Raw genomic sequence first — 23,644 nt, 5'->3', positions numbered from 1 at the left:
CCGAGCACGCAAGCACGGGCTGAGGTGCCGCAGACGGCCGCTCAGGCGGCATCGGCTACCATCGCCGCTCCCGTTCCGCCGGAAGGTCCGCGATGCCGCCCCTGATCGAGATCCTCGCCCATGGCCCGATTCGCGAGCTGCGGCTCGCACGCGCGCCGGTCAATGCGCTTGACCCGACGCTGTGCCGGGCGCTGCGCGAGGCCGTCGAAGTGGCGGCCGACGACGGCGTCGCCGGCCTGGTGCTGTCGGGCCAGCCGCGGTTCTTCTCCGCGGGGCTCGACGTGCCGTATCTGCTGACGCTCGATGCGGCCGCGCTGCGCGCGGCCTGGGACGGTTTCTTCGATGCCGTGCGCGCGGTCGCGGCCTCGCCCATCCCGGTCGCGGCGGCGATCACCGGCCACGCGCCGGCCGGCGGCTGCGTGCTGGCGCTGGCCTGCGACTACCGGGTGATGACGCGCGGCGCGTTCGGGATCGGCCTCAACGAGACCCAGGTCGGGCTGGTCGCGCCCATCGGCATCCAGCAGTTGATGCGGCGCACCGTGGGCCAGCGCCAGGCCGAGCGCCTGCTGGTCGCCGGCCTACAGGTCGATCCGGACGAGGCTCTGCGGCTCGGGCTGGTCGACGCCCTGGCCGAGCCCGAGGAGACAGTGCCGGCCGCCTGCGGCTGGCTGCGCTCGCTGCTGGCATTGCCGCAGGCGCCGATGCGCGAGACGCGGCGGATCGCACGCGCCGATCTCGTCGACGCCCTGCAACCCGATCAGCTCGATCTCGACCGCCAGCTCGCCGCCTGGCAGGCGCCCGACACCCAGGCCGGGCTGCGCGCCCTGGTGGCGCGGCTGGGGCGCTGACGGGTCGCCCAGCAGACGGCATGAATCGCGCGATCGCGCGACTGCATGATCTACGGCCCGGTCGCCACCGGACGCGCGGGATCGTCGATCCAGCCGCTCCACGAACCGCTGTACAGGCGCCCGCCATCGAGCCCGGCATGCGCCATCGCCAACAGGTGATGGCAGGCGGTCACGCCCGACCCGCACATCGCAACCAGCGCCGACGGCGGACGACCGTCGAGCAGCGCGCCGAACTCGCGCGCCAGCACATCGGCGGCCTTGAACCGGCCGTCGAGCAGGTTGTCCGTGTACGGCCGGTTGATCGCACCGGGCACATGACCGGCACGCGGGTCGATTGGTTCGACCTCGCCGCGGAACCGGGGCGCCGCGCGGGCATCGACCAGCAGGCCGCCTGCGGCGACATGGCGCTGGACGTCGTCGGCCGCGTGCAGCAGCGCTTCGGTGTCGAAGGCGCCGGCTACTTCGCGCGGCAGATGCACCGGCGCCTGCGCCTCGACCGGCAGTCCCAGCGCGATCCAGCGTGCCCAGCCGCCGTCGAGCACCGCGACCTGGCGATGACCGAAGCTGCGCAGCAGCCACCACAGCCGCGCGGCGAATGCGCCGTCGCCGTCGTCGTAGGCCACGACCTGGGTGGCCGCATCGATCCCCCAACGCCCCAGCACCTGCGCGAATGCGGCTGCCATCGGCCAGGGATGGCGCCCGCGGCCGGGACCGTGCGGCCCCGACAGGTCGCGATCGAGATGCGCGTACACCGCGCCGGGCACGTGCCCGGCACGCCAGGCGCGTTCGCCGGCATCGAGGGCCCCGGCCGAGGCCGCGAGCGAGAACCGGCAATCGACCACCACGAGATCCTCGCCTCCGAGCGCCGCGGCCAGCGCTTCGGCGGACACCAGCGTGCGCCAGTCCGTGCTCATGCGCGCTCCAGATGACGACGCAGGTTCAGCAGGATCGATGCGGTCACGCCCCAGATGCGATGGGTCGGCGCATCGGGCAGCGTCTCGTACTCGAGCACATGGCGCGTGCGTCCGGCGAACGCGATGTCGACCCGGCGTAGCTTCGCCGGCGACATCAGGAAATCCAGCGGCACCTCGAACACCTCGGCGACCTCGCCCGGATCGGGCACGGGCGCAAAGTCGGGATCGAGCATCGCCACCACCGGCACCACGCGGTAACCAGTGACAGTCGCCAGCGGATCGAGAAAGCCCAGCGGCACGGCCTGGGTGGGCGCAAGTCCGATTTCCTCGTTCGCCTCGCGCAGGGCGGCCTGCAGCGGCCCGCGGTCCTCGAGCTCGAGCCGCCCGCCGGGGAAGCTGACCTGGCCGGCGTGATGGCGCAGGGTGTCGGTCCGCCGCGTCAGCAGCGCCTGCAGGCCGTGCTTGCGCTCGACCAGCCCGACCAGCACCGCGGCCTCGCGCAAGGTCGCGTCCGGTCCAAGCAGGCCGTCGAGCTCGTCGACGTTCCAGCCGCGTGCGGTCGGCGCGCCATCAAGTGGGTGCAAGACCCGGCGCAGGCGTGCTGCGAGGACAGGCGGCGTCATGCGCGCGCGGCCTGGCGGGCGGGCAGAACCACCTCCATCAGATGCCGGCGCTGGTCGTCGCTCATCTGCAGCCAGCATCCGATCTCCTCGGTGCTGCGCAGGCAGCCGTAGCAACGGCCCTGGTCGTCGAGCGTGCACACGCCGGTGCACGGCGTCGGCACGGCGCGGAAGGAAGCATCCATCGCCCCATTCTAGCGACGTGGCGCGCGCGCAGCGTGTGCTCGGCGAGGCGGAGCCCGGACACGACAACGCCGACGTGCGGAGCACGTCGGCGTCGTGGGACACGCTTGCGAGACGATCAGCGAACGCTGAGCAGTTTCACCATCACGCCGACCGGCTGCTTGGCGATCTCCTGCGCGTTCTGCCCGGTGACGAACTTGCCCGGCGGCAGCACGATCTCGTAGACCGCATTGAGCGGCATCAGCGGCAGCACTTCGCGCAGACCGGTGATCTGAGCCTCCGACACGCGGAACGGCGCGGTCTTGTCCTCGGCGCTGACGCCGATACCGACCGGCACGATCAGCGCCTGGTAGGCGATCTCGACCTGGCTCGACGCGGTCGGCTTGGCGCCCGAGCCGGCCTCGACGACGCGGTACATCACGCCGCTGGGCAGCGACACCACGCCTTCGCGCGCCTTGTACTCGGCCAGGAACGCCGAGGCCTTGCCTTCGTTCTCGGTCAGCGCCGCGCGACGCTCAGCGACGATCTTCTGCTGCATGCGCTGCTGGAAGGCGTTGTAGGCCGCGCCCATCTGCTCGGGGGTGTAGGTCGGCTGGCGCTTGCCGTGACCGTCCTGCAGACCCTTGATGATCGTGTTGACGTCGACCGACTCACCGGTCTCGGCCAGGCGATTGCCCAGATCGAACCCCAGCGCATAGCTCAGCGTGGTCCTGTCGGTCGCCGATGCCGCGGGAGCTGCGGGAGCTGCGGCCTGCTGCTGTGCGAACGCGGAACCGCTGAACGTGATGGCCGCCACGGCGGCCGCAATAAAACGCAACTTCATTCCCTGGTTCTCCGCTAGGTCAGATTTTTCGATATCGCCTGTACGAGAAAGGGCGGTCGAACCGCCCCTCTTGACGCGCTAGGATAGCGGTCGCAGGGCTTAACCGCCACTGACGACCTCCTTATTCGACCGCGCGCGGTCCGGCGAGTTCCAGGCGCCGCGTTCCGCGCCAGGAGCCCCTATGTCCGACTCCCCGCTACTGATAGACGATCGCGACGCCATCCGCGTCGTCACCGTCCACCGCCCGGAAAAACTGAATGCGCTGAACTCGGCGACGCTCGACGCGCTGTTCGAGGCCTTCGAGGCCGCCGCGCAGGCGCCCGAAGTACGCGTGGTGGTGCTGACCGGGGCCGGCCCGAAGGCCTTCGTCGCCGGCGCCGACATCGCCGAGATGGCCGACCTGCGCCCGGTCGAGGGGCGCGATTTCGCCTTGCGCGGTCAGCGCACCATGCGCCGGATCGAAACGATGCCCAAGCCGGTGATCGCGATGGTCAACGGTTTCGCACTCGGCGGCGGGTTGGAACTGGCGATGGCCTGTCATCTGCGCCTGGCCGCCGACACCGCCAAGCTTGGCCAGCCGGAGATCAATCTCGGCCTGATTCCGGGCTTCGGCGGCAGCCAGCGCCTGCTGCGCCTGGCCGGCCGCGCGGCGACCCTCGAGCTGTGCCTGACCGGCACACCGATCGACGCGACCCGTGCGCAGGCGCTGGGCCTGGTCAACCGTGTGGTGCCGGCCGATGCGCTGGAAACCGAGACGATGGCGCTGGCCACGCAACTGGCACAGGCAGCGCCGCTGGCGCTGCGGGGCATCCTCGACTGCGTCCACGTCGGCGGCGAGAGCGCGCTCGACGAGGGCCTGGCCTATGAGGCCGCGCAGTTCGGCCTGGCGTTCTCGACGCAGGACATGCGCGAAGGGACACGCGCGTTCCTGGAACGACGCAAGCCCACGTTCGGAAACCATTGATGCCCGGCCAGCCCATCGCCAGCCCGGTCCCTGTGCACCACCTGGTCGCGCTGCTGCGCCGCGACGATGTCGACGGCGCGATCGAGGCCGGCCTGATGGCCGCTTGGCCGGACGCGGCGCTGACCGCGCTCGACGACGAGGCGCGCCGGCTACTGCTCGATACGCGCGCCCGGCTGCAGATCGCCTGGGACGCACGCGCGCGCTACCGCGACCGCGAGGCGCGGCGCGCACGGCGCGCGGCTGCAAGAGAGGCGGCACGCGCGCCGGCGCCCGTTGCCACGCCTGCCACTGAAACGGAAGCCGCCCCGCCACGGCCGGCGCTGCCGGCCAGCGCCGCGGCCATCCTGGCCCGCGCCAAGGCGCGCGCAGGCGGCAACGCATGAGCGACGGCGCCCAGCCCTCCCCGTCCCGGCGCCGCGGACCGACCCTGACCCGGGCCGAGATCCACGAGCTGTTCTCGCGCCTGCGCGCGCTCGATCCCGAGCCGAAGACCGAGCTGGAATACACCACGCCGTTCGAGCTGCTGATCGCGGTGATCCTGTCGGCGCAGGCCACCGACGTCGGCGTCAACAAGGCCACGCGGCGGCTGTATCCGGTCGCTAACACCCCCCAGGCGATCCTCGACCTGGGCGAAGACGGCCTCAAGCGCCACATTGCGACGATCGGGCTGTTCAACGCTAAGGCCAAGAACGTCATCGCCGCCTGCCGGATCCTCGTCGAGCAGCACGGCGGCGAGGTCCCGCACGATCGCGCGGCGCTCGAGGCCTTGCCCGGTGTCGGCCGCAAGACCGCCAACGTCGTGCTCAACACCGTGTTCGGCGAACCGGCGATCGCCGTCGACACGCACATCTTCCGCGTGTCCAACCGCACGGGCCTGGCGCCGGGCAAGGACGTGCGCGCGGTCGAGGACCGGCTGCTGCGGGTGGTGCCCGAAGAATTTCTGCTCGGTGCGCACCACTGGCTGATCCTGCACGGCCGCTACACCTGCAAGGCGCGCAAGCCCGACTGTCCGAAGTGCGTGATCCGCGATCTGTGCCGGTTCAAGGACAAGACACCGGGCACGCCGGACTGACTGCGCCGCCCTCGCCAAGCGCGCGTCCTCCACGATCGCCGGTGGCGTCCGCCCCGACGGACATGACGGAAAGCAGGATGACGGGAGAGACCGGCCGCGCGATCGACCGAAGACGCGGGCTGGCGCACACGCCGGCCCGCGTCGCCGCATCACTCGTCGCGTTCCACGAACGGCTTGCGCGGCAACCGCTGCTCGCGCATCGCGGCGTGATAGGCGAACGAGGCGATGATCGCCGCCGCCTGTTTCAGGTCCTCGGGCACCACGTGGTCGTAGGTGTCCAGATGGGTGTGGTGGACATGGCTGAAGTAGTCGGCGGGGTCCTGCACGAACTGGAAGCCCGGCAAGCCGACGCGATCGAAGGACAGATGGTCGGTACCGCCAGTGTTACGCGTGGTAACGATACTTGCGCCCAGATCGGCGAACGGCGCCAACCATGCCTGGAAGATCGGCACCGCGGCGTGGTTCTCCTGCGCATAGATGCCGCGGATGCGACCGGTGCCGTTATCGAAATTGAAGTACGTGGAGAAGCGGTCATAGCCGCGCTGGCGCTGCAGCGGACCGGTACCGCGCTGGAATGACCGCGGCAGCGCCCGCTGTTCGGGATCGGTCGGCTCGGGATAGGCCGCCAGGTGCCTGGAAACGTAACCGGCCGAGCCGTGCAAGCCCTGCTCCTCGCCGCCCCACAGTGCGATCCGGATGGTGCGCCGGGGCTGGACGCCGATCGCCTTGAGGATGCGCATCGCCTCCATCATCACGACCACGCCGGCGCCGTTGTCGGCCGCGCCAGTCCCGGTGTGCCAGGAGTCGAGGTGCGCGCCGATGACCACCAGTTCATCGGCTTTCGACGTGCCCGGCAGGTCGGCGAAGGTGTTGCTGGCCGGCAGGTCACCGTCGCTGGTGAAGCGCGCATCGACATCGATCCGCAACCGCGGCGCCTGTCCGCGCTCGACCGCGCGCACCAACTGGTTGTAGTGCTCGGCAGCGACGACCAGATCCGGCACGCCAACCGGCTCGCCGGCCTTGCGCGCACCACCGCCCATCACCCGGACGATGCCGTTGTCCCAGGAGCTGATCGACAGTGTCGCCAGCACCCCTTCCTCGGCGAAGAACGTGTTGAGCGCCCGGTTGAGCACCTGGCGCTTGCGGTACTCCTCCAGGCGCTTGTCCTGCGCGTCGCCGGCCGGGTCCTGCGGCACGGGGAAGGTCTGTAGCTCGCCGAGGTCTTCCTCGGTGTAGCGGCGGAAATCGGGCTTGTCGGCCGGCTTGTAGGCGCGCGCCTCATCCAGCAGCACGATCTTGCCGGCAAGCTTGCCGCGCTGCTTGTCGATGTCCTCGAGAGTCTTGAACGTCGCCAGCACCACCTCGCCCTCGACCGGGCCTTCGGTACCCGGGGTCCAGGCCTTGGGCAAGGCGTGGATCGGCAGTTCGCGCGGCGCGATCATCTCCACGCGCGAGGCGCGGAAGTCCCAGCCGCGGCCGAACGCCGGATCGTAGACCTCGTCCTGCACCCGGCTCAGGCCGTAGCCGCGCAGCTTGTCGCGCGCCCATTCGCTCGAACGCGCATAGGCCGGCGAATTGGTCAGCCGCGGCCCGACGGTCTCGGTGAGTTCCTTGAGATTGGCGGCGGCCTGCGAGCGATGGAAGGCCTCGTGGCGGATCTTGGCCACGACATCGAGGTCGACTGGCTCGATGGCCTGGGCGGACGCCAGCACCGGCAACAGGACGACGGCGGCCAATGCCGCCTGCAACAGACGGAAAACGTGGGATTGCGTACTCACAAGACTCCCCGGGACTGCGGAACGAAGGCCCGCACAACGGACGGGCCGGCGACGGCACCGCCCCCGCGGCGCCGGACCGCCATGCTAACCGCAGCCGCAGGCCGCGACGCATCCCTTGCGCATCCGATCCGCCCTGTCGGCATGTCGTGCGCGCATGTCCCTGATCGCAGTCGCCCAAACGCATGCGGCCCACGGCGTTCGCCGCGGGCCGCATGCATGACACAACGGGCGTGGATCAGAACGCGAACTGCGTGCGCAGTGCGTACTGCCCGGTCTCATCGCCGGTGAGCGTGTTGTCGCCCTTGGTATAGTTGAACATGAAGCGCAGGTTCGGATTGACGTAGTAGTTCATGCCGACGATCCAGCTGCTGACGTCCATGTTGCGCACGTCCTTGTTTTCGATCGTGTCGTAGCGCGCGGTCAGCTCCCACAGGCCGCGGTCGGCGACCTTGGGCGAGGCGAAGATGCCATTGCCCGGCTTGTAGGCCTTGTGGCCGCCGTTGAGCAGCCAGCTGCCCTGCACGTACCAGGTCGCGACATCCTGATCGGGGCCGACCGGCTGGCCGAACGTGGCATTGGCGTACTCACCCTGGAAGAATAGCGGCCCGAACGAGCCCGCGGCCTCGACACCGACCGCGGTGACCTGGTTGCGGCTGGCGCCGGTGGTGGTGGCGATGGTCTGCGACGGGCCGCGGCGGCCGGCATAGTTGGCCGTCGCCGAGAAGTCCGCCGAGCCCTGGTTGAGGTTCTCCTGGCTGACCCAGCCGCCGAAGTGCAGCGTGCTGTCCTCGGTGTTGATCGGCGCGAACGTCACGCGCCCGGCCGCACCGACGCCCTCATTGCGGCTGCCCGACGCGCTGCGCAGGTTGAACACCGACAGGCCGGCGGTGTAGTTGCCATCGGCACGCAGGTAGCCCACGCCCTGCTGGAACTGGCGGCCGCTGAACAGGCCGGTGGCGGTCGCGAACGGCCGCTCCATCATCAGGATTTCGTTGGAGCTGGTGAGCTCTTCCATCGAGCGGTACGGCTTGAAGTGGCCGATGGTGAACTTGCCGCCCAGCGCCGACTTGGCGATGTAGACGTCGCGGAATCCGTCCAGGCCGCTGCCGGCCGCGAAGTCCTGCTCGAACTTATAGTCCCAGCCATAGGCCTTGCCCTGCAGCGTAATGCGCGCGCGGCGGAACTCGGTGGTGCCGGTGCTCGAGGCCTGGTCGCGGTCGAAGGCATAGGCGTCGAAATGCAGGCGGCCGCCGGCGGAGAACTCGAACTGCTTGTCTGCCGAGGTGACCTTCAGCCCGCCCTTGGTGTCGACGACCGGCATCGTGGTCGCCATCTTGTCCAGGCTCTCCTGGGTACCGATGTTGATGTCCGATTGCGCGTCGGTGCGCACTTCCAGCGCGTCGACCTTGGCCTGAAGTTCGGCCAGCTGCGCGCGCAGCGCGGCGACCTCCGCATCGCGCGGGGACTGTGCGGCAGCAGCGAAGGGAATGGACGCAACGGCGACGGCGACGGACGCGGCCAGGATGGAATGACGCATGGTGGATTCCCGTGGAGAGAGTGAGAGGTGTCGCAGCGCTATGTCCGTGCGTCACGCCCCGCGTGACCCGAGCCGGCGTTAAGCGCCCGTTAGCGACGCTGCGCAGACTGCGCGGGCTCGCTGACAGGCCGATGGCAACGCGATGACAGTCCGATGACAGTGCGCCCGACGGCGCGTCGCGCCGATCTCGCGCGGGCGTCATCGCACGGTCACGCGATTGACGCCGGATCGTCATGCCGCATGCGTGCAATACGCCGCACGGCGCTGTGAGCCGTCCATCACTCCAGGGAACCTCATGTACGCACTGCTCAAGAACCGGGTCGCGACCCTCGCGCTGTTGACCACTCTGCTGGCGAGCGCCTTTGCCGCGCCCGCCTTGGCCAACGATGTCACCGGCGCCGGCGCCTCGTTCGTCTATCCGGCAATGACCAAGTGGTCGGCCGATTACCGCGCCGCGTCCGGCAAGCAGGTCAACTACCAGTCGATCGGCTCGGGCGGCGGCATCGCCCAGATCAAGGCCGGCACCGTCGACTTCGGCTCGTCGGACGCCCCGCTCTCGCCCGAGGATCTGGCGAAATCCGGCCTGGTGCAGTTCCCGTCGGTGATCGGCGGCGTGGTGCCGATCGTCAACGTCGACGGCATCGCCGCCGGCGCGATGAAGCTCGACGGCGACACGCTGGCCAACATCTTCCTGGGCAAGATCACCCGCTGGAACGACCCGGCGATCGTCGCGCTCAACGGCGGCCTGGCGCTGCCCGATGCGCGCATCACCGTCGTCCACCGCTCCGACGGTTCGGGCACCACCTTCAACTTCGTCAACTACCTGTCCAAGGTCAGCGCGGAGTGGAAGAACGGCGTGGGCGAAGGCACGACGGTCAAATGGCCGGTCGGCATCGGCGGCAAGGGCAACGAGGGCGTCGCCGCGTACGTCAAGCAGATCAAGGGCGGCATCGGCTACGTCGAACTGTCGTATGCGGTGCAGAACCGCCTGGCCTATTCGCGCCTGAAGAATGCCGCGGGCAACTTCGTCAATCCGAGCGAAGAGACCTTCTCGGCCGCGGCCGCCAGCGCGGACTGGGCCTCGACCCGCGACTTCCATCTGGTCATGACCAACGCCCCGGGCGAGAACGCCTGGCCGATCACGGCGACCAATTTCATCCTGATGCACCGCGAGCCGAGAAACCGTGCCGGCGCCAAGAATGCGCAGGAATTCTTCCGCTGGGTCTACGCCAACGGCGGCCAGCAGGCCCGCCAGCTCGGCTACGTGCCGTTGCCGGCGTCGCTGGTGCAGCAGATCGAGCGCTATTGGAGCCAGAACGCGCAGTACTGACGCCTTCGACGCATCGCGCCGGCAACACCGCGGGCCGGTTGCCCTCTCCCAGCCGGCCCGTGGCCTCGCGCTGCGTCCTTTCTTCCTCGACGGGCCTTCGGGCCCTTTTTTTTGACCGCCCATCGGCCAACGGCCCCGACGTCATACGCCTGTAACAAAAACATCATTTCATGAGCGCACCCCGGCGGCGCGCGGCGTCGCCTCCCCCCACATGGAGCTTGCGCATGTCCCGTCATCCGGTCCGCATCGGCGCCCTCGCGCTGTCCTCCCTGCTCTTCCTCGCCGCCTGCGGCGGCGGCCACGACGCTCCGGCCGGCCAGACCGCCGACGGTACGCCCGCCGCGCAGCCGGGCGCGCGCGATCGCGTCGCCGCCGAGATCTCGGGCGCCGGCGCCTCCTTCATCTACCCGCTGGTGTCCAAGTGGTCGGCCGACTACAACGCCGCCACCGGCAACAAGGTCAATTACCAGTCGATCGGTTCGGGCGGCGGCATTGCCCAGATCAAGGCCGGCACCGTCGACTTCGGGTCGTCCGACAAGCCGCTCGACAGCGCCGAACTGCAGGCCGCGGGTCTGGGCCAGTTTCCCTCAGCGATCGGTGGCGTGGTGCCCGTTCTCAACGTCGAAGGCCTGGCCCCCGGCCAGCTCAAGCTCACCGGCGCGCTGCTCGCCGACATCTTCCTGGGCAAGGTCGCGACCTGGAACGACCCGGCGATCGCCGCGCTCAACCCCGGTGTGACCCTGCCGGCCAGCAAGATCAGCATCGTCCACCGCTCCGACGGTTCGGGCACCACATTCAACTTCTCCAACTACCTGTCCAAGGTCAGCCCCGACTGGAAGTCGCGGGTCGGCGAAGGCACCTCGGTGCAATGGCCGACCGGTGTGGGCGGCAAGGGCAATGAGGGCGTGGCCTCGTACGTGCAGCAGATCAAGGGCTCGATCGGTTATGTCGAACTGGCCTACGCGCTGCAGAACGGCATGCCGTACGCCTCGCTGCAGAACGCGGCCGGCCACTGGGTGCAGCCGAGCGAAGCGAGCTTCGCCGCGGCCGCCGCCACCGCTGACTGGGCCAGCGCGCAGGACTTCAACCTGGTGATCACCAACGCGCCGGGCGCCGATGCCTGGCCGATCACCGCGACCAACTTCATGCTGATGCACAAGCAGCCCAAGGACGCGGCGCGCAGCCAGGCGACGCGCGATTTCTTCAAGTGGACGTTCGAGTCGGGCCAGGCACAGGCCAGCGAGCTGCACTACGTACCGCTGCCGCCCGAACTGGTGCAGCAGATCGAGGCCTACTGGGCCGCCGAGTTCAAGTGACGGTCCCTCCGCGCCCGTGCGAGCGGGCGCGGACACGCCGCGTCATCGCGGTGCGTCGGGTCGCGCACATCCCTGGATGACCCGTCGGTCGACTCTCCAGGCGCTTCCCACCACGCGGGAATGACGGCACCCGCCACCTGCGGCCCAACCTCCTTCTCGGACCTCCCATGACCGCCGCCACCGTTACCGCTGCGCTTCCTGCCCCGAGCGACCGCGACCTGCGCGACGCACGCGCCGATCGTCTGTTCCGCTTCGTCCTGACCACGACCGTGGTGCTGGTGATGCTCGCGCTCGCCGGCGCCGCGCTGTCGATGCTGTGGGGCGGCCGCGATGCGCTCGCCTCGCAGGGCCTGTCGTTCTTCACCAGCGCCGACTGGAATCCGGTCGAGAACCGCTACGGCGCGCTCGCACCGATCGCCGGCACCATCGTCACCGCGCTGATCGCGATGATCATCGCGGTGCCGGTCAGCTTCGGCATCGCGTTCTTTCTGACCGAGGTCGCGCCGCGCTGGCTGCGCGGCCCGGTCGGCACGGCGATCGAACTGCTCGCCGGCATCCCGTCGATCATCTACGGCATGTGGGGCCTGTTCGTGCTGGTGCCGGTGATGACCACCTGGGTGACGCCCTGGCTCAACGACCACCTGGGCACGCTGCCCGGCATCGGCCTGCTGTTCCAGGGCCCGCCGCTGGGCATCGGCACGCTGACCGCCGGCTTCGTCCTCGCGATCATGGTGATCCCCTTCATCTCGGCGGTGATGCGCGAGGTCTTCCTGACCGTACCGACGCGGCTCAAGGAATCGGCCTACGCGCTGGGCGCGACCAAGTGGGAGGTCAGCTGGGACATCGTGCTGCCCTACACCCGCTCGGCGGTCATCGGCGGCATCTTCCTCGGACTGGGCCGCGCGCTCGGCGAGACGATGGCGGTGGCCTTCGTGATCGGCAACTCGGTGCGGCTGACGCCGTCGTTGCTGGAACCGGGAACGACGATCGCCGCACTGATCGCCAATGACTTCGGCGAAGCCACCGAGACCTATCGCTCGGCGCTGCTGCTGCTGGGCTTCGTGCTGTTCATCGTCACTTTCGTGGTGCTCGCGATCGCCCGCTTGATGCTGATGCAACTCGCCCGCCGGGAGGGCAAGTGATGACCGCTGTCGCTACTGTCACCGAGCGCGAACGCCAGGTCGCCGACCGCCTGTATGCGCGCCGCCGCGTGCGCAACGGCATCGCGATTCTCATGGGCTGCCTGACCGCCGCGTTCGGCCTGTTCTTCCTGGGCTGGATCCTGTGGACGCTGGTCAGCAAGGCCGCCGGCGGCATCAACCTGCCGTTGTTCACGCAAATGACACCCCCGCCGATGCAGGAAGGCGGCCTGCTCAACGCGTTCTTCGGCAGCGCGGTGATGTGCGCGCTGGCGATCGCGATCGGCACGCCGCTGGGCGTGGCCGCCGGCACCTGGCTGTCGGAATACGGCCGGGCGCGCAAGGCCGGCGTGGTCGTGCGCTTCATCAACGACATCCTGCTGTCGGCGCCGTCGATCGTGCTCGGCCTGTTCGTCTACACCCTGTTCGTGATGCAGACTGGCGGTCGCTTCTCGGCGCTGGCCGGTGCGATCGCGCTGGCGTTTATCGTGCTGCCGGTCGTGGTGCGCACCACCGACGAGATGCTGCAGTTGGTGCCCACGCAGATGCGCGAGGCCGCGCTGTCGCTGGGCGTGCCGCACTGGAAGGTCGTGGTGCAAGTGCTCTACCGCAGCGCATCGGCCGGCATCGTCACCGGCGTGCTGCTGGCGCTGGCACGCATCAGCGGCGAGACCGCGCCGTTGCTGTTCACCGCGTTCGGCAACCAGTACTGGAACAGTGACGTGCTGCGCCCGATGGCGAGCGTGCCGGTGGTGATGTACCAGTACGCCGGCAGCCCCTACGAATCCTGGCAGCAGCTGGCCTGGGCCGGCGCGCTGGTGCTGACCTGCTTCGTATTGCTGGTGAGCCTGGGCGCCCGCGCGATCCTGCTGCGCAACCGGGTGCCGCATGACTGACGCCGCGCCCCGCCTTCCCCACCCCACTCCTTCCTTTCGACCGGATCCGGCCATGAACGACCTGCATACCGCGCCGTCGCAACGCATCCAGCTGGCGACCCACGCCCGCGAAGCGCTGGCCCCGCGGCCGGTCAAGATCGCCGCGCGCGGCCTGGACTTCCACTACGGCGACTTCCACGCGCTCAAAAGCATCGACCTGGAGATTCCCGAAAAGCGCGTGACCGCGCTGATCGGGCCTTCGGGCTGCGGCAAGTCGACGCTGCTGCGCATTCTCAACCGCATCTATGCGCTGTACCCCAAGCTGGTGGCCAGCGGCGACGTGCTGCTCGACGGCGAGAACATCCTCTCGCCGCGCTACCCGATGAACCGGCTGCGCTCCAAGGTCGGCATGGTGTTCCAGAAGCCGGTGCCGTTTCCGATGACGATCTTCGAGAACGTCGCCTATGCGATCCGCCACCACGAAAAGCTCTCCAAGGGCCAGCTCGCCGACCGTGTCGAGCAGGCCCTGACCCAGGCCGCGCTGTGGACCGAGGTCAAGGACAAGCTCGGCCAGAACGCATTGGGCTTGTCGGGTGGCCAGCAGCAGCGCCTGTGCATCGCACGCGCGGTCGCATTGCGCCCCGACGTGCTGCTGCTCGACGAGCCGACCTCGGCACTCGATCCGATCTCCACCAGCCGCATCGAGCAACTGGTCGAGGAACTGAAGGTCGACTACACGATCGTCATCGTCACCCACAACATGCAGCAGGCCGCCCGCGTGTCCGATTACACCGCCTTCATGTACCTGGGCGACCTGATCGAACACGACACCACCGAGACGATCTTCTCCAACCCCTCCAAGCGGCAGACCGAGGACTACATCACCGGACGGTTTGGGTGAGGGGCGCGCGCGGTCGAGGCCATCCGGCCTCGACCGCGCCCCCGAACGCCCGGCCAGGGATGGCCGGGCCGGTCGATCCGAAGCCGGCGACACCCCGCCATGGATGGCGACGCCCTTCCCAAGACGAACGCTTCCGCGCCTTTCCTTCCAGGTAACCATCATGCCCACCCAACCGCACGACCACATCGTCAAGAGCTACGACGAAGAACGCAGCCGGCTGACCGGCGAGATCCTGCGCATGGGCGAGATGGCGGCCGCGCAGCTCGAATCGGCGCTCGACGTCGTCGAACGCCGCGACGACCGCGCCGCTGACCGGATCGTCGCCAACGACGATGCGATCGACATCCTCGAGCGCGAGATCAGCCAGGACGTGATGAAGCTCGCGCTGCGCGGGCCGATGGCGCGCGACCTGCGCGAGATCCTCGCCGCACTGCGCATCGCCGCCGACATCGAGCGCATCGGCGACTACGCGGCGAACGTGGCCAAGCGCTCGACCGCGCTCAACCTCGCTCCGCCGCTGCCGCATACCCGCGGCCTGGCGGTGCTGGGCGAGCTGGCCGTGCGCCAGGTGCGCGAAGTGCTGGCCGCGTTCCGCGACACCGATGCCGAGGCGGCGCAGCGCGTGCGCGCTCAGGACGTGGAAATCGACACGGTCTACACCAGTCTGTTCCGCGAGCTGCTGACCTACATGATGGAAGACCCGCGCGCGATCACGCCGAGCACCCATCTGCTGTTCATGGCCAAGAACATCGAGCGCATCGGCGACCACGCGACCAATATCGCCGAGAACATCTGGTTTCTGGAGCACGGCGACGATGGCCTGCCGCCGCGCGAGAAGCGCGACGGCACCAACACGGTCGTCTGAACGGTCGACGGCGCGACCGCCACCGCGGCCGAGCCGCGGGCGGCGCTCTGCTAGGCTTGCGCGCATGCCAGAGATCGACGCGCCGGCCACTGCCGCCCCCACTGCCCTTCCGCCGATGGCCCGCCGCTTCCGCGGCTTTCTGCCCGTCGTAGTCGACGTCGAGACCGGCGGCTTCGACGCGCGCCGTCACGCGCTGCTGGAGATCGCCGCGATCCCGCTCGATCTCGACGCCGACGGCCGCCTGGTCGCTGGCGAGTCAGCGCATGCGCACGTCGAGCCGGCGCCAGGCATGACGATCGATCCCAAGTCGCTCGAAGTGACCGGAATCGACATCCATCATCCGTTCCGCTTCGCCAAGCCCGAGCGCGATGCGCTCGAGCACGTGTTCGCCCACGTGCGTGCAGCGGTGCGGCGGCACCAGTGCCAGCGCGCGATCCTGGTCGGCCACAACGCCCATTTCGATCTGGGGTTCGTCAATGCCGCGGTCGAGCGCAGCGGCCACAAGCGCAACCCGTTCCACCCTTTCAGCGTATTCGACACCGTGACCCTTGCCGGCGTGGCCTACGGCCAGACCGTGTTGGCGCGCGCGGTGCAGGCCGCCGGCCTGACCTGGGACCAGTCGCAGGCGCACTCGGCGTTGTACGACACCACGCTGACCGCGCAGTTGTTCTGCCGGATCGCCAATGCCTGGCCGGCGATGGCCGCGCCCGCCGAGGCCGACGCATCAACAGTGCTCAGTCCGCCGCCCGACGCAGTGTGATCAGCGCGATCTCGGACGGCACGCCGATCCGGGTCGCAAAGCCCGGCCACAGGCCGGCGCCGTTGCCGACATACAACTGCATGCCGTCGACCGGATAGAGCCCGGACACGAAACCGCCGTTCGCGCGCGCGACCAGGCGATCCATCCCGATGATGTGGCCGCCGTGGGTGTGGCCCGAGAGCTGCAGCGCGACCCCGCGCGCAGCATGCACGCGGGCCTCGCCCGGACGGTGGTCGAGCAGGATCACCGGCGCGTCCGGATCGGCGCCGGCCAGCGCCGCCGCGGCATCGGGCAACGGCAGGCCGTAACGCGCGGCGACCGGATCGGTGACGCCGGCCACGGTCAGCGCGGCGTCCCCGCGTGCGATGCGCAGATGCGCGTTCTCGAGCACCGTCATGCCCAGCGCGGCGAACGCATCCATCCAGTCGCGGTACTGGCCGTAGTACTCGTGGTTGCCGGTGATCGCGACGACCCCGTCGGGCGCGCGGAGCTCGGCGAGCGGACGCACATCGTCCCTGCGCGCACGCACGCTGCCATCGACCAGATCGCCGGTGATGACGATCAGGTCCGGGTGCTGCGCGTTCGCACGCGCGACGACCTCGGCGACCCAGTCGCCGGTCAGCAACCGGCTGGTGTGGATATCGGTCAGCTGCAGCACGCGATAGCCTTCGAACGCCGGCGGCAGATCGGCGATCGCAATCTCGATCTGACGCACCTTGGGCACCACCATCGCCTGCCAGGTGCCGTACAGCGACAGCAGCAACGCCAGCGCGGCCGCACCCGGCCGCAGCCACCGCGCGCGCAAGGCCGACAACGCCCCCGGCCGGCGCAGCGCCCAGGCCGCGAGCGTCGCGAGATCGAGCAGCAGCACCAGCAGCGCGGTGAGCAGCAGCGCCACGAACCCGGTGCCAAGCGCGGCAATGACCAGCTTTGGCAACTCGGGTGAGGCCATGCTGCCGGCGAAGCGCGCGACGATGCGGTGATGCAGCGCCAGTCCGTAGATCAGCGCTGCCAGTGCGACGCGCAGCGGCCACGCGCAACGCAATGGCAGCACCAGACGCAGGGCGAGATAGGACGCGAGCACGAGGGCGACGACACTGAGCACGACGGATTCCAGGCAGCAATCGGCCGGCGCGTGCGCGACGTGCCGACGTGGGGGCCGGCTATGGTGTTCGATGCGGCGCGCCGGTGCCAGCATCGCGATGGCGGCGATTCACCTGGCACGCAGCGCGCACCGGGCACTGAACCGCGGCCGGCTGCGGTCTCTTGGTGCTTCGCCGACGTCAGGGGACACCAGCTTCTGCTCACTCGATCCAGAGCTCTTCTCCGGGGCGCGACTTGTCCCGGCATGCGGTGCTGCATCCACCCGAAACCGGCTTGGGGCAGAACCAGGGTCAGAGTGCAATTTCGCGAGGGCTGGATCTCGACCGTTGGAGAGCGGCTTCGGGATGGCAGGCGGCTGCCCGTCCGAAGTGAAACGCCCATTCACGCATTAGGGAGCAGCGCCTTCACTTCGACGCGAGCCCCGCAGATCAGCTGGCGAGCTTGAGCCCAATGATGCCGGCAACGATCAACGCGAGGCTGATCAGGCGCCCGGGACTGGCCGCATCGCCCATCAGCACGATGCCCAGGATCACAGTGCCGACCGCGCCGATGCCGACCCAGACCGCGTACGCGGTGCCGACCGGCAACGTGCGCATCGCGATCCCCAGCAGGCCGACGCTGATCACCATTGATGCCACCGTGCCGACCGTGGGCCAGAACCGCGTGAAGCCTTCGGTGTATTTCAGGCCGATCGCCCATGCGATCTCGAACAGACCGGCCAGTACGAGAATGATCCAGGACATGACGCACCTCCATCGTGGCGATGGGGCCGTCCCCGGATGTGGATGGAGCGGCGGGGTCGTCCCCGCTTCCTGCGCGGCATTCTGGCGCAGGCCATGACGCGAGGGATGACCGCGGCCTGACCCGCCGCGGCCGTGATCGGACGCGCTGTAGTCGGACGCGCCGTGTCGGACGCGTCGCCGTCAGTGCGGACTGGTCGCCCGACTGCGGGCGCTCAGCGTCCGGACGATGCCGAACAGGCTGATCGCGATCCAGGCCAGCTGCATCGCCAGCACGGTGACATCGAAGCCGCCATAGAGCGAGAGCACCACGCCGATGGCGCCGAACAGATTCAGCAGCAGATACGGCAGGCCAGCGCCCGATAGCCGTGTGACTTGGAGCAGGAAGTAAGCCAGCACGATCAGCGACGCGCCGACGATGCCGCACCATTGGTGCCAGAGCAGGTCCATTCCGTTCTCCTCTACGCGGAAGCCGATCGCATCATCCGCCCGCCCGCCCCGGCGGGCAAGCACGGCTCAGCCCAGCCGCTGGCGCACGGCTTCGAACAGCACCACGCCCGAGGCGACCGAGACATTGAGGCTCTCCACGCCCCCGGCGGCATCGGCGCCAGGCATCGGGATCGTCACCAACTGGTCGCAATGCTCGCGGGTGAGCCGGCGCAGGCCGTCGGCCTCGCCGCCGAGCACCAGCGCGACGTTGCCGCGCAGATCCAGGCCATACAGCGAGGCGCTCGCCTCGCCGGCCAGGCCGTAGATCCACACGCCGAGCTTCTGCAGGTCGCGCAGGCTGCGCGAGAGATTGGTCACGCGCACGACCGGGACATGGTCGGCGGCGCCGGCCGAGGTCTTGCGCACCGTCGCGTTGACCTGCACGGCCTTGTCCTTGGGGATCAGCACCGCCGTGACCCCGGCCGCCGCGGCACTGCGCAGGCAGGCGCCCAGGTTGTGCGGGTCCTGCACGCCGTCGAGCACCAGCAGCAGCGCGCGGCCTTCCGCCGCTTCCACCAGGCCTTCGAGTTCGTGCTCGTCCCAGGTCCGGGCCGCTGCGTAGCGCGCGACCGCACCCTGGTGGCGCAGGCCACCAGCGACGCCGTCGAGCGCCTGCTGTGCGACCCGGCGCACGTCGATGTCGCGGCGGCGCGCGGCGGTCTCGATCTCCACGATCCGCGGGTTCTTGGCCCCCGCCTCGAGCAGCACTTCGCGTACGTTCTCGGCGTCGTGTTCGACGGCCGCGGCGACGGCATTGATGCCGACGATCCACTGGTTCTGTTTGCTGCTCATGCGTCGGGCTTCGGGCTCAGGAGGGCTCAAACGTTTCGGGGCCGGGACCCGGGCCCCGGCCCCGAAGGGGCATCCATTCTACCGGTAGGGCGCCTTCTCGCGCTTCGCCGGTTTGCCGCGCGGCGGCGGTGGCTTCGGCTCACCGGGCTGCGGCGCGCCCTCCTCGACCAGACGGAAGTCGATCTTGCGGTCTTCCAGGCTGGCCTTGAGCACCAGGATGCGCACCCGGTCGCCGAGCCGGAACTCGCGGCCGGCACGCTCGCCGGTCAGCATCCGGCGGATGGGGTCGAAGCGGTAGAAATCGTTCGGCAGCTGGGTCACGTGCACCAGGCCGTTGACCTTCGACTGGTCGAGCTCGACGAACAGCCCGAAGCTGGTCACGCCGCTGATGACGCCGTCGAACTGGCCGCCGACGTGCTGCTCCATCCATGCCGCGCGGTAACGCTCGTCGACCTCGCGCTCGGCCTCGTCGGCACGGCGCTCGCGCTCAGAGCACTGCAGCGCCAGGCTCTCCATCATCCGCGGGGTGTAGTCGAACTTCGCCAGCGGCTTGCCCGAGAGCACATGCTTGATCGCGCGATGGACCAGCAGGTCGGGATAGCGGCGGATCGGCGAGGTGAAGTGGGCGTAGGCTGCGAGCGCCAGGCCGAAGTGGCCCAGGTTCTCGGTCGAGTAGACCGCCTGGCTCTGGCTGCGCAGCAGCACCGACTCGAGCAGCGTCGCATCGCTGCGATCGCGGATCTTCTTGAGCAGATTGGTGAAGTCCTTGGGCTGCACCTTCGCCCAAGGCGGCATGCGCAGCGCGAATTCCTTCAGGAATTCCAGCAGGTCGGTGTACTTGGACTCCGGCGGCTTGTCGTGCACGCGGTACGGCGCGGGAATGCCCGCCTCGAGCAGGAAGCGCGCAGCCTCCACATTCGCGGCGATCATGCATTCCTCGATCAGCTTGTGCGCGTCGTTGCGCACCAGCATGCCCGCCTGGGTGACCTCGCCGCGATTGTCGAGCACGAAGCGCACCTCCGAGCTCTCGAACTCGATCGCGCCGCGCTTGGCCCGCGCCTTGGCCAGCACGCGGAACAACTGGTGCAGATGCTCGACCTGCGGCAGCAGCAGCGCGCCGATCGACGCGCGCGCGTCCTCGTCCTGCTCGCCCACCGCCTTCCACACCTGGGTGTAGGTCAGTCGGGCGTGTGAGTTCATCACCGCCTCGTAGAACTTCGCGCCGCTCACCTCGCCGTCGCGACCGACCTGCATGTCGCAGACGAAGCACATGCGGTCGACCCGCGGCATCAGCGAGCAGATGCCGTTGGACAGCGTCTCGGGCAGCATCGGCACGACGAAACCGGGGAAGTACACGCTGGTCGCGCGCAGCTGCGCTTCGTCATCGAGCGGCGTGCCCGGCCGCACATAGTTCGAGACGTCGGCGATCGCCACCACCAGACGGAAGCCGTCCCGGTTGGGCTCGCAGTACACCGCGTCGTCGAAGTCCTTGGCGTCCTCGCCGTCGATCGTCACCAGCGGCAATGCGCGCAGATCGACACGATCGCCGAGCATGCGTTCCTCGACCGTCAGTGGGACCGCCGCGGCCTCCTCGAGCACCGGCTGCGGGAACTCGTGCGGCAGATGGTGGCCGTGGATCGCCGCCTCGACCACCAGCGACGGGGTCAGCGCATCGCCCAGCACCGCGAGCACCTTGCCGATCGGCGGTCGGCGCGCGTCGCCCGGGGCGACGATCTCGCAGACGACCAACTGGCCGTCCTGCGCGTCGAGCCGCGCGTCCTGCGGGATCTGCACATTGCGCTGGATCCGGCGGTCGTCGGGCACCACGAAACTGATCCCCGACTCCACCGAGAACCGGCCGATCAGCCGGGTTGTGCGGCGTTCGAGCACTTCGACGATGACACCGGCGCGGCGGCCGCGTGCGTCGACGTTGGTCAGGCTGGCCATGGCGCGGTCGCCGTGCATGACCTTGCGCATTTCGGCCGGCGGCAGGAACAGGTCGTCGCCGCTGCCGCTATCGGGGCGCAGGAAGCCGAAGCCCTCGGGATTGGCGATCACCGTGCCGGGGATCAGGTCCAGCCGCTTGGCCGGCACCAGCCCACCGCGGCGGTTCTGCAGCAACTGGCCCTCGCGCAGCATCGCGGCGAGCCGCTTGCCGAGCGCGTCGAAGCGCTCCGGATCGGTCAGATCGAGCGCCTGGGCCAGTTCGGTCGCGGTCTGCGGCCCGGGGGCGTCGGCGAGCAGTTGCAGGATCGCCTCGCGGCTGGCGATCGGATTGGCGTAGCGGGCCGCTTCGCGGTTTGCGTGCGGGTCGTCGATCCGCCCGCCACGCGACGCCGGCGGGCGTGGAGCCGCCGGGGTGGGTTCGGCAGGCGGGCGCGCTCCGGAGCGCGCACCGGACCGCAGCGCACGCTGCAGACCGGGATCGGGCATCCACGGCGGCAGCGAGGCCGCCGGTTTGCCGCTGCGGGAGGATCCGCCGGCTTCGCCGCGCTTGGCGGCTGGGGCGGGACGTTCGGAATCGCGGCGGCTGCCGCGCTTGCTGGGAGGTTTTGCCATTGCGGCCATGGTACACCCGGCGCTGCGAGGCCCGCGTCGAGAGTGGCCTCGCCGCTGCGCGCGGGAATACGATTAAGGACAGACGTGAATTTCCGCTCTTGAGTGCGGGAGGGGGTTCACTTCGGATGGGCAGCCGCCTGTCGGCCGGAAGCCGCTCTCCCCTCGGTCAAGGCGTCCTGCCTTGACTCGGGCGCGCGCCATCCCTGGCGCGCTTAACGCGGCCACCGGCCGTCAGTCTGCAGCTCAGGACGGCTGCCACCCGACTTCGGGTTGATGAACCATGGCGTGCAGCGGAACTTCACGCGCTTTCGGCCACTGTGCTGGGCAGGGACTGCGTAGCGGGCAGCAGAAGAGCGAAGAACGCTCCTCGCACGACACCGAACGCGCCTTACAACGCGGGCGATAGGCACAAAAAAACCCGCGCTCGGCGGGTTTGTTGTCGCAGTCGGTAAGGCTGCGTGACCTGGTGCCCAGGAGAGGACTCGAACCTCCACGGAGTTGCCCCCGCTAGCACCTGAAGCTAGTGCGTCTACCAATTCCGCCACCTGGGCAGGTCAGACGCGCATTTTGCGGTGCGCGTGCGCTGCTGTCAACGCGCCGTCGCGGCCCATTCGGCGGCGGCGTCAGGCGCGCGGTGCATCGTCGGTGTGCAGCGCATCCTCCTCCTGCTGCTCGCGATCGAGCGAGGCCTGCACCATCGCCTCGCTGACCCGGAACTCCGCACCGATCGGCGAGACCTGCACCACAGGCTCGAACGGCGCGGCCGGCAGCGGCGCCGGCGACGTGCTGCGTCGCCACAGGAACACACAGGCCAGCAGCAGGTTGAGCACCAGGAACGACCAGAACAACCCCTGCGCGCCGACCTGGTTCATGACCGGCGCAATCACCAGCGGGCTGAGCGCGGCACCGACGGAATTGACCAGCAGCAGGCCCTGGATCAGCCGCACCAGTTCGTCGGATGCGGCGCGGTCGGCCGAGTGGCTGACCGCGACCGGATAGATCGCGAACACTCCGCCGCCGAGCAGGAACAGCAAGGCCGCCAGCAACCAGCGCTCATCGGGCAGCCACAGGATCGCCAGCGCCAGTGCCGCACACGCCAGGCTGAGCACCAGCAACACCACCTGCCTGTTCTGCCGGTCCGACCAGCGGCCAACCGGGTATTGCAGCACCATCGCGCCGAGGATCGTGCAGGCCATCAACTGGCCGACCTCGGCCACATCCATGCCCACGCGCTGCAGGTAGATCGGCAGCAGGGTGTAGATCGCCGCGATCGCCACGCCCGAGCCGAAACAGCCGAGCACGCCCGAGGGTGTCACCCGCAGCAGATCGCGCGGCGTCAGCGGTTCGATCGCCCCGGCTTCGGGCGAGACCCGCGGCAGGATCACCACCGGCAACACCGACAGCGAGCCGAGCATGCCCGCGACCATGAACGGCGCCATCGCGCCCCAGCCATCGATCACCCCCAACTGCAGCTGGCCGAGCATGCCCGAGCCGTACAGCGCGATCATGTAGACCGCGAGCAGGCGCCCGCGCATGCGCGAATCGCCCGCGAGCAGCAGCCAGCTCTCGACCACCAGGAAGATGCCGACGATCGCCCAGCCGTTGATCAACCGGAACACGAACCAGGCCCAGGGATCGAACACCAGTCCTTGCAGCAGGAACGTCACCGCCGTCAGCGAGGCGAAGCTGCTGTAGGCACGGATGTGCCCGATCCGTACGATCAGTCGGTCGCTGAACATCGCGCCCAGCGCCAAGCCGACGAAGTACGACGAAGACACGATGCCGATCATCGTGTCCGACACGCCGGCCGCGTCCAGCCGCAACGCCGTCAGCGACGAGACGAAGCCGTTGCCGAGGCAAACGATGAACAAGCCCAGCAGCGGACCCAGGACCAGCTTCAGCAGTTCTCGGGACACGACACGCGCGCTCCTGCCCGCGGGTGCCGGGACCGTGCGGACCGGTCGGCAGGACGATCGCCGTCGGACACGCCCGGCGCGTGTCGCGACGCCATTCCCGACCACGGCGGCGGGTCAGG

21 protein-coding genes, 1 tRNA gene and 1 pseudogene are annotated in these 23,644 nt (G+C 69.3%); 11 read left to right on the top strand and 12 right to left on the bottom strand.

Annotated features, from left to right (window positions below; translation table 11 throughout):
- Nucleotides 1-92: 92 nt before the first annotated feature.
- On the top strand, nt 93-848 hold the full coding sequence (locus MNO14_RS05705) for an enoyl-CoA hydratase/isomerase family protein (RefSeq protein ID WP_241945769.1): 756 nt from the start codon (nt 93-95) through the stop codon (nt 846-848).
- A 50-nt stretch (nt 849-898) separates the two neighbouring features.
- Here the strand turns inward: MNO14_RS05705 and MNO14_RS05700 are convergent, their stop codons facing one another.
- The 3 genes and pseudogenes from MNO14_RS05700 to MNO14_RS05690 all read right to left on the bottom strand — a co-directional run bounded on the left by MNO14_RS05700 (nt 899) and on the right by MNO14_RS05690 (nt 3,388).
- Nucleotides 899-1,762, bottom strand: coding sequence for a sulfurtransferase (locus MNO14_RS05700; protein WP_241945768.1), 864 nt, complete (start codon nt 1,760-1,762; stop codon nt 899-901).
- A pseudogene (locus MNO14_RS05695) lies at nt 1,759-2,567 on the bottom strand (DUF1289 domain-containing protein). Before MNO14_RS05695 ends, MNO14_RS05700 begins: the two are co-directional and overlap by 4 nt.
- A 116-nt stretch (nt 2,568-2,683) precedes the next feature.
- Nucleotides 2,684-3,388, bottom strand: coding sequence for an FKBP-type peptidyl-prolyl cis-trans isomerase N-terminal domain-containing protein (locus MNO14_RS05690; protein ID WP_241945767.1), 705 nt, complete (start codon nt 3,386-3,388; stop codon nt 2,684-2,686).
- Nucleotides 3,389-3,569: 181 nt separating this feature from the next.
- Here MNO14_RS05690 and MNO14_RS05685 point away from each other — a divergent pair, with 181 nt between their 5' ends.
- From MNO14_RS05685 to nth, 3 genes are read left to right on the top strand one after another with little or no spacing between them, the layout of a single operon-like run.
- Nucleotides 3,570-4,352 (top strand): enoyl-CoA hydratase-related protein, encoded by a 783-nt coding sequence (locus MNO14_RS05685; protein WP_241945766.1) that lies wholly within the window; start codon nt 3,570-3,572, stop codon nt 4,350-4,352.
- The gene (locus MNO14_RS05680) at nt 4,352-4,735 is read left to right on the top strand and encodes a hypothetical protein (protein ID WP_241945765.1); all 384 of its coding nucleotides are present in this window, start codon (nt 4,352-4,354) and stop codon (nt 4,733-4,735) included. The genes MNO14_RS05685 and MNO14_RS05680 overlap by 1 nt, the downstream gene beginning before the upstream one ends.
- On the top strand, nt 4,732-5,424 hold the full coding sequence (nth, locus tag MNO14_RS05675) for an endonuclease III (RefSeq protein ID WP_241945764.1): 693 nt from the start codon (nt 4,732-4,734) through the stop codon (nt 5,422-5,424). The genes MNO14_RS05680 and nth overlap by 4 nt, the downstream gene beginning before the upstream one ends.
- 149 nt (nt 5,425-5,573) lie before the next feature.
- Here nth and MNO14_RS05670 read toward each other — a convergent pair whose 3' ends face one another.
- Both MNO14_RS05670 and MNO14_RS05665 read right to left on the bottom strand, forming a co-directional pair.
- The gene (locus MNO14_RS05670; RefSeq protein WP_241945763.1) at nt 5,574-7,160 is read right to left on the bottom strand and encodes a M20/M25/M40 family metallo-hydrolase; all 1,587 of its coding nucleotides are present in this window, start codon (nt 7,158-7,160) and stop codon (nt 5,574-5,576) included.
- 277 nt (nt 7,161-7,437) lie between these two features.
- Nucleotides 7,438-8,739 carry a porin gene (locus tag MNO14_RS05665; protein ID WP_241945762.1) on the bottom strand — a complete coding sequence of 434 codons (1,302 nt, stop codon included), beginning with the start codon at nt 8,737-8,739 and terminating at the stop codon, nt 7,438-7,440.
- Nucleotides 8,740-9,034: 295 nt separating this feature from the next.
- On the opposite strand from MNO14_RS05665, the gene pstS (MNO14_RS05660) reads away from it, so the two are divergent.
- From pstS (MNO14_RS05660) to rnt, 7 genes are all read left to right on the top strand, one after another.
- Nucleotides 9,035-10,069, top strand: coding sequence for a phosphate ABC transporter substrate-binding protein PstS (gene pstS, locus MNO14_RS05660; RefSeq protein ID WP_241945761.1), 1,035 nt, complete (start codon nt 9,035-9,037; stop codon nt 10,067-10,069).
- A 224-nt stretch (nt 10,070-10,293) separates the two neighbouring features.
- The gene (pstS, locus tag MNO14_RS05655; RefSeq protein ID WP_241945760.1) at nt 10,294-11,385 is read left to right on the top strand and encodes a phosphate ABC transporter substrate-binding protein PstS; all 1,092 of its coding nucleotides are present in this window, start codon (nt 10,294-10,296) and stop codon (nt 11,383-11,385) included.
- Between the two features lie 167 nt (nt 11,386-11,552).
- Entirely contained in the window at nt 11,553-12,527 is a 975-nt protein-coding gene (gene pstC, locus MNO14_RS05650; RefSeq protein WP_241945759.1) for a phosphate ABC transporter permease subunit PstC, read from the top strand.
- Entirely contained in the window at nt 12,527-13,420 is an 894-nt protein-coding gene (gene pstA / locus MNO14_RS05645; protein ID WP_241945758.1) for a phosphate ABC transporter permease PstA, read from the top strand. Before pstC ends, pstA begins: the two co-directional genes overlap by 1 nt.
- Before the next feature lie 52 nt (nt 13,421-13,472).
- On the top strand, nt 13,473-14,300 hold the full coding sequence (gene pstB, locus MNO14_RS05640) for a phosphate ABC transporter ATP-binding protein PstB (RefSeq protein WP_241945757.1): 828 nt from the start codon (nt 13,473-13,475) through the stop codon (nt 14,298-14,300).
- A gap of 160 nt (nt 14,301-14,460) precedes the next feature.
- A complete protein-coding gene (gene phoU / locus MNO14_RS05635; RefSeq protein ID WP_183426068.1) occupies nt 14,461-15,165 on the top strand; it encodes a phosphate signaling complex protein PhoU in 705 nt (234 codons plus the stop codon).
- Between the two features lie 64 nt (nt 15,166-15,229).
- Complete coding sequence (gene rnt / locus MNO14_RS05630; protein ID WP_241945756.1) at nt 15,230-15,925, top strand: ribonuclease T; 696 nt, start codon at nt 15,230-15,232, stop codon at nt 15,923-15,925.
- On the opposite strand, the gene MNO14_RS05625 is transcribed toward rnt, so the two are convergent.
- From MNO14_RS05625 to MNO14_RS05595, 7 genes are all read right to left on the bottom strand, one after another.
- Complete coding sequence (locus MNO14_RS05625) at nt 15,900-17,030, bottom strand: metallophosphoesterase (protein WP_241945755.1); 1,131 nt, start codon at nt 17,028-17,030, stop codon at nt 15,900-15,902. The two genes, rnt and MNO14_RS05625, sit on opposite strands and share 26 nt — an antisense overlap.
- Before the next feature lie 427 nt (nt 17,031-17,457).
- Nucleotides 17,458-17,772, bottom strand: a complete 315-nt coding sequence (gene sugE / locus MNO14_RS05620; RefSeq protein WP_241945754.1) for a quaternary ammonium compound efflux SMR transporter SugE — start codon at nt 17,770-17,772, stop codon at nt 17,458-17,460.
- A 180-nt stretch (nt 17,773-17,952) separates the two neighbouring features.
- Nucleotides 17,953-18,219 carry a hypothetical protein gene (locus MNO14_RS05615; protein WP_241945753.1) on the bottom strand — a complete coding sequence of 89 codons (267 nt, stop codon included), beginning with the start codon at nt 18,217-18,219 and terminating at the stop codon, nt 17,953-17,955.
- Between the two features lie 66 nt (nt 18,220-18,285).
- On the bottom strand, nt 18,286-19,050 hold the full coding sequence (gene rlmB / locus MNO14_RS05610) for a 23S rRNA (guanosine(2251)-2'-O)-methyltransferase RlmB (protein WP_241945752.1): 765 nt from the start codon (nt 19,048-19,050) through the stop codon (nt 18,286-18,288).
- A 78-nt stretch (nt 19,051-19,128) separates the two neighbouring features.
- Nucleotides 19,129-21,609 (bottom strand): ribonuclease R, encoded by a 2,481-nt coding sequence (rnr, locus tag MNO14_RS05605; RefSeq protein WP_241945751.1) that lies wholly within the window; start codon nt 21,607-21,609, stop codon nt 19,129-19,131.
- Between the two features lie 464 nt (nt 21,610-22,073).
- Nucleotides 22,074-22,160: transfer RNA gene (locus tag MNO14_RS05600), tRNA-Leu, on the bottom strand.
- 72 nt (nt 22,161-22,232) lie between these two features.
- Nucleotides 22,233-23,525 (bottom strand): MFS transporter, encoded by a 1,293-nt coding sequence (locus MNO14_RS05595; RefSeq protein ID WP_241945750.1) that lies wholly within the window; start codon nt 23,523-23,525, stop codon nt 22,233-22,235.
- Between the last annotated feature and the right edge of the window lie 119 nt (nt 23,526-23,644).

The sequence above is a fragment of the Luteimonas sp. S4-F44 genome (assembly GCF_022637415.1).
Classification (GTDB): domain Bacteria; phylum Pseudomonadota; class Gammaproteobacteria; order Xanthomonadales; family Xanthomonadaceae; genus Luteimonas.
Note: the sequence above shows the minus strand (reverse complement) of the source record. Positions and strands in the feature narration are given on the sequence as shown.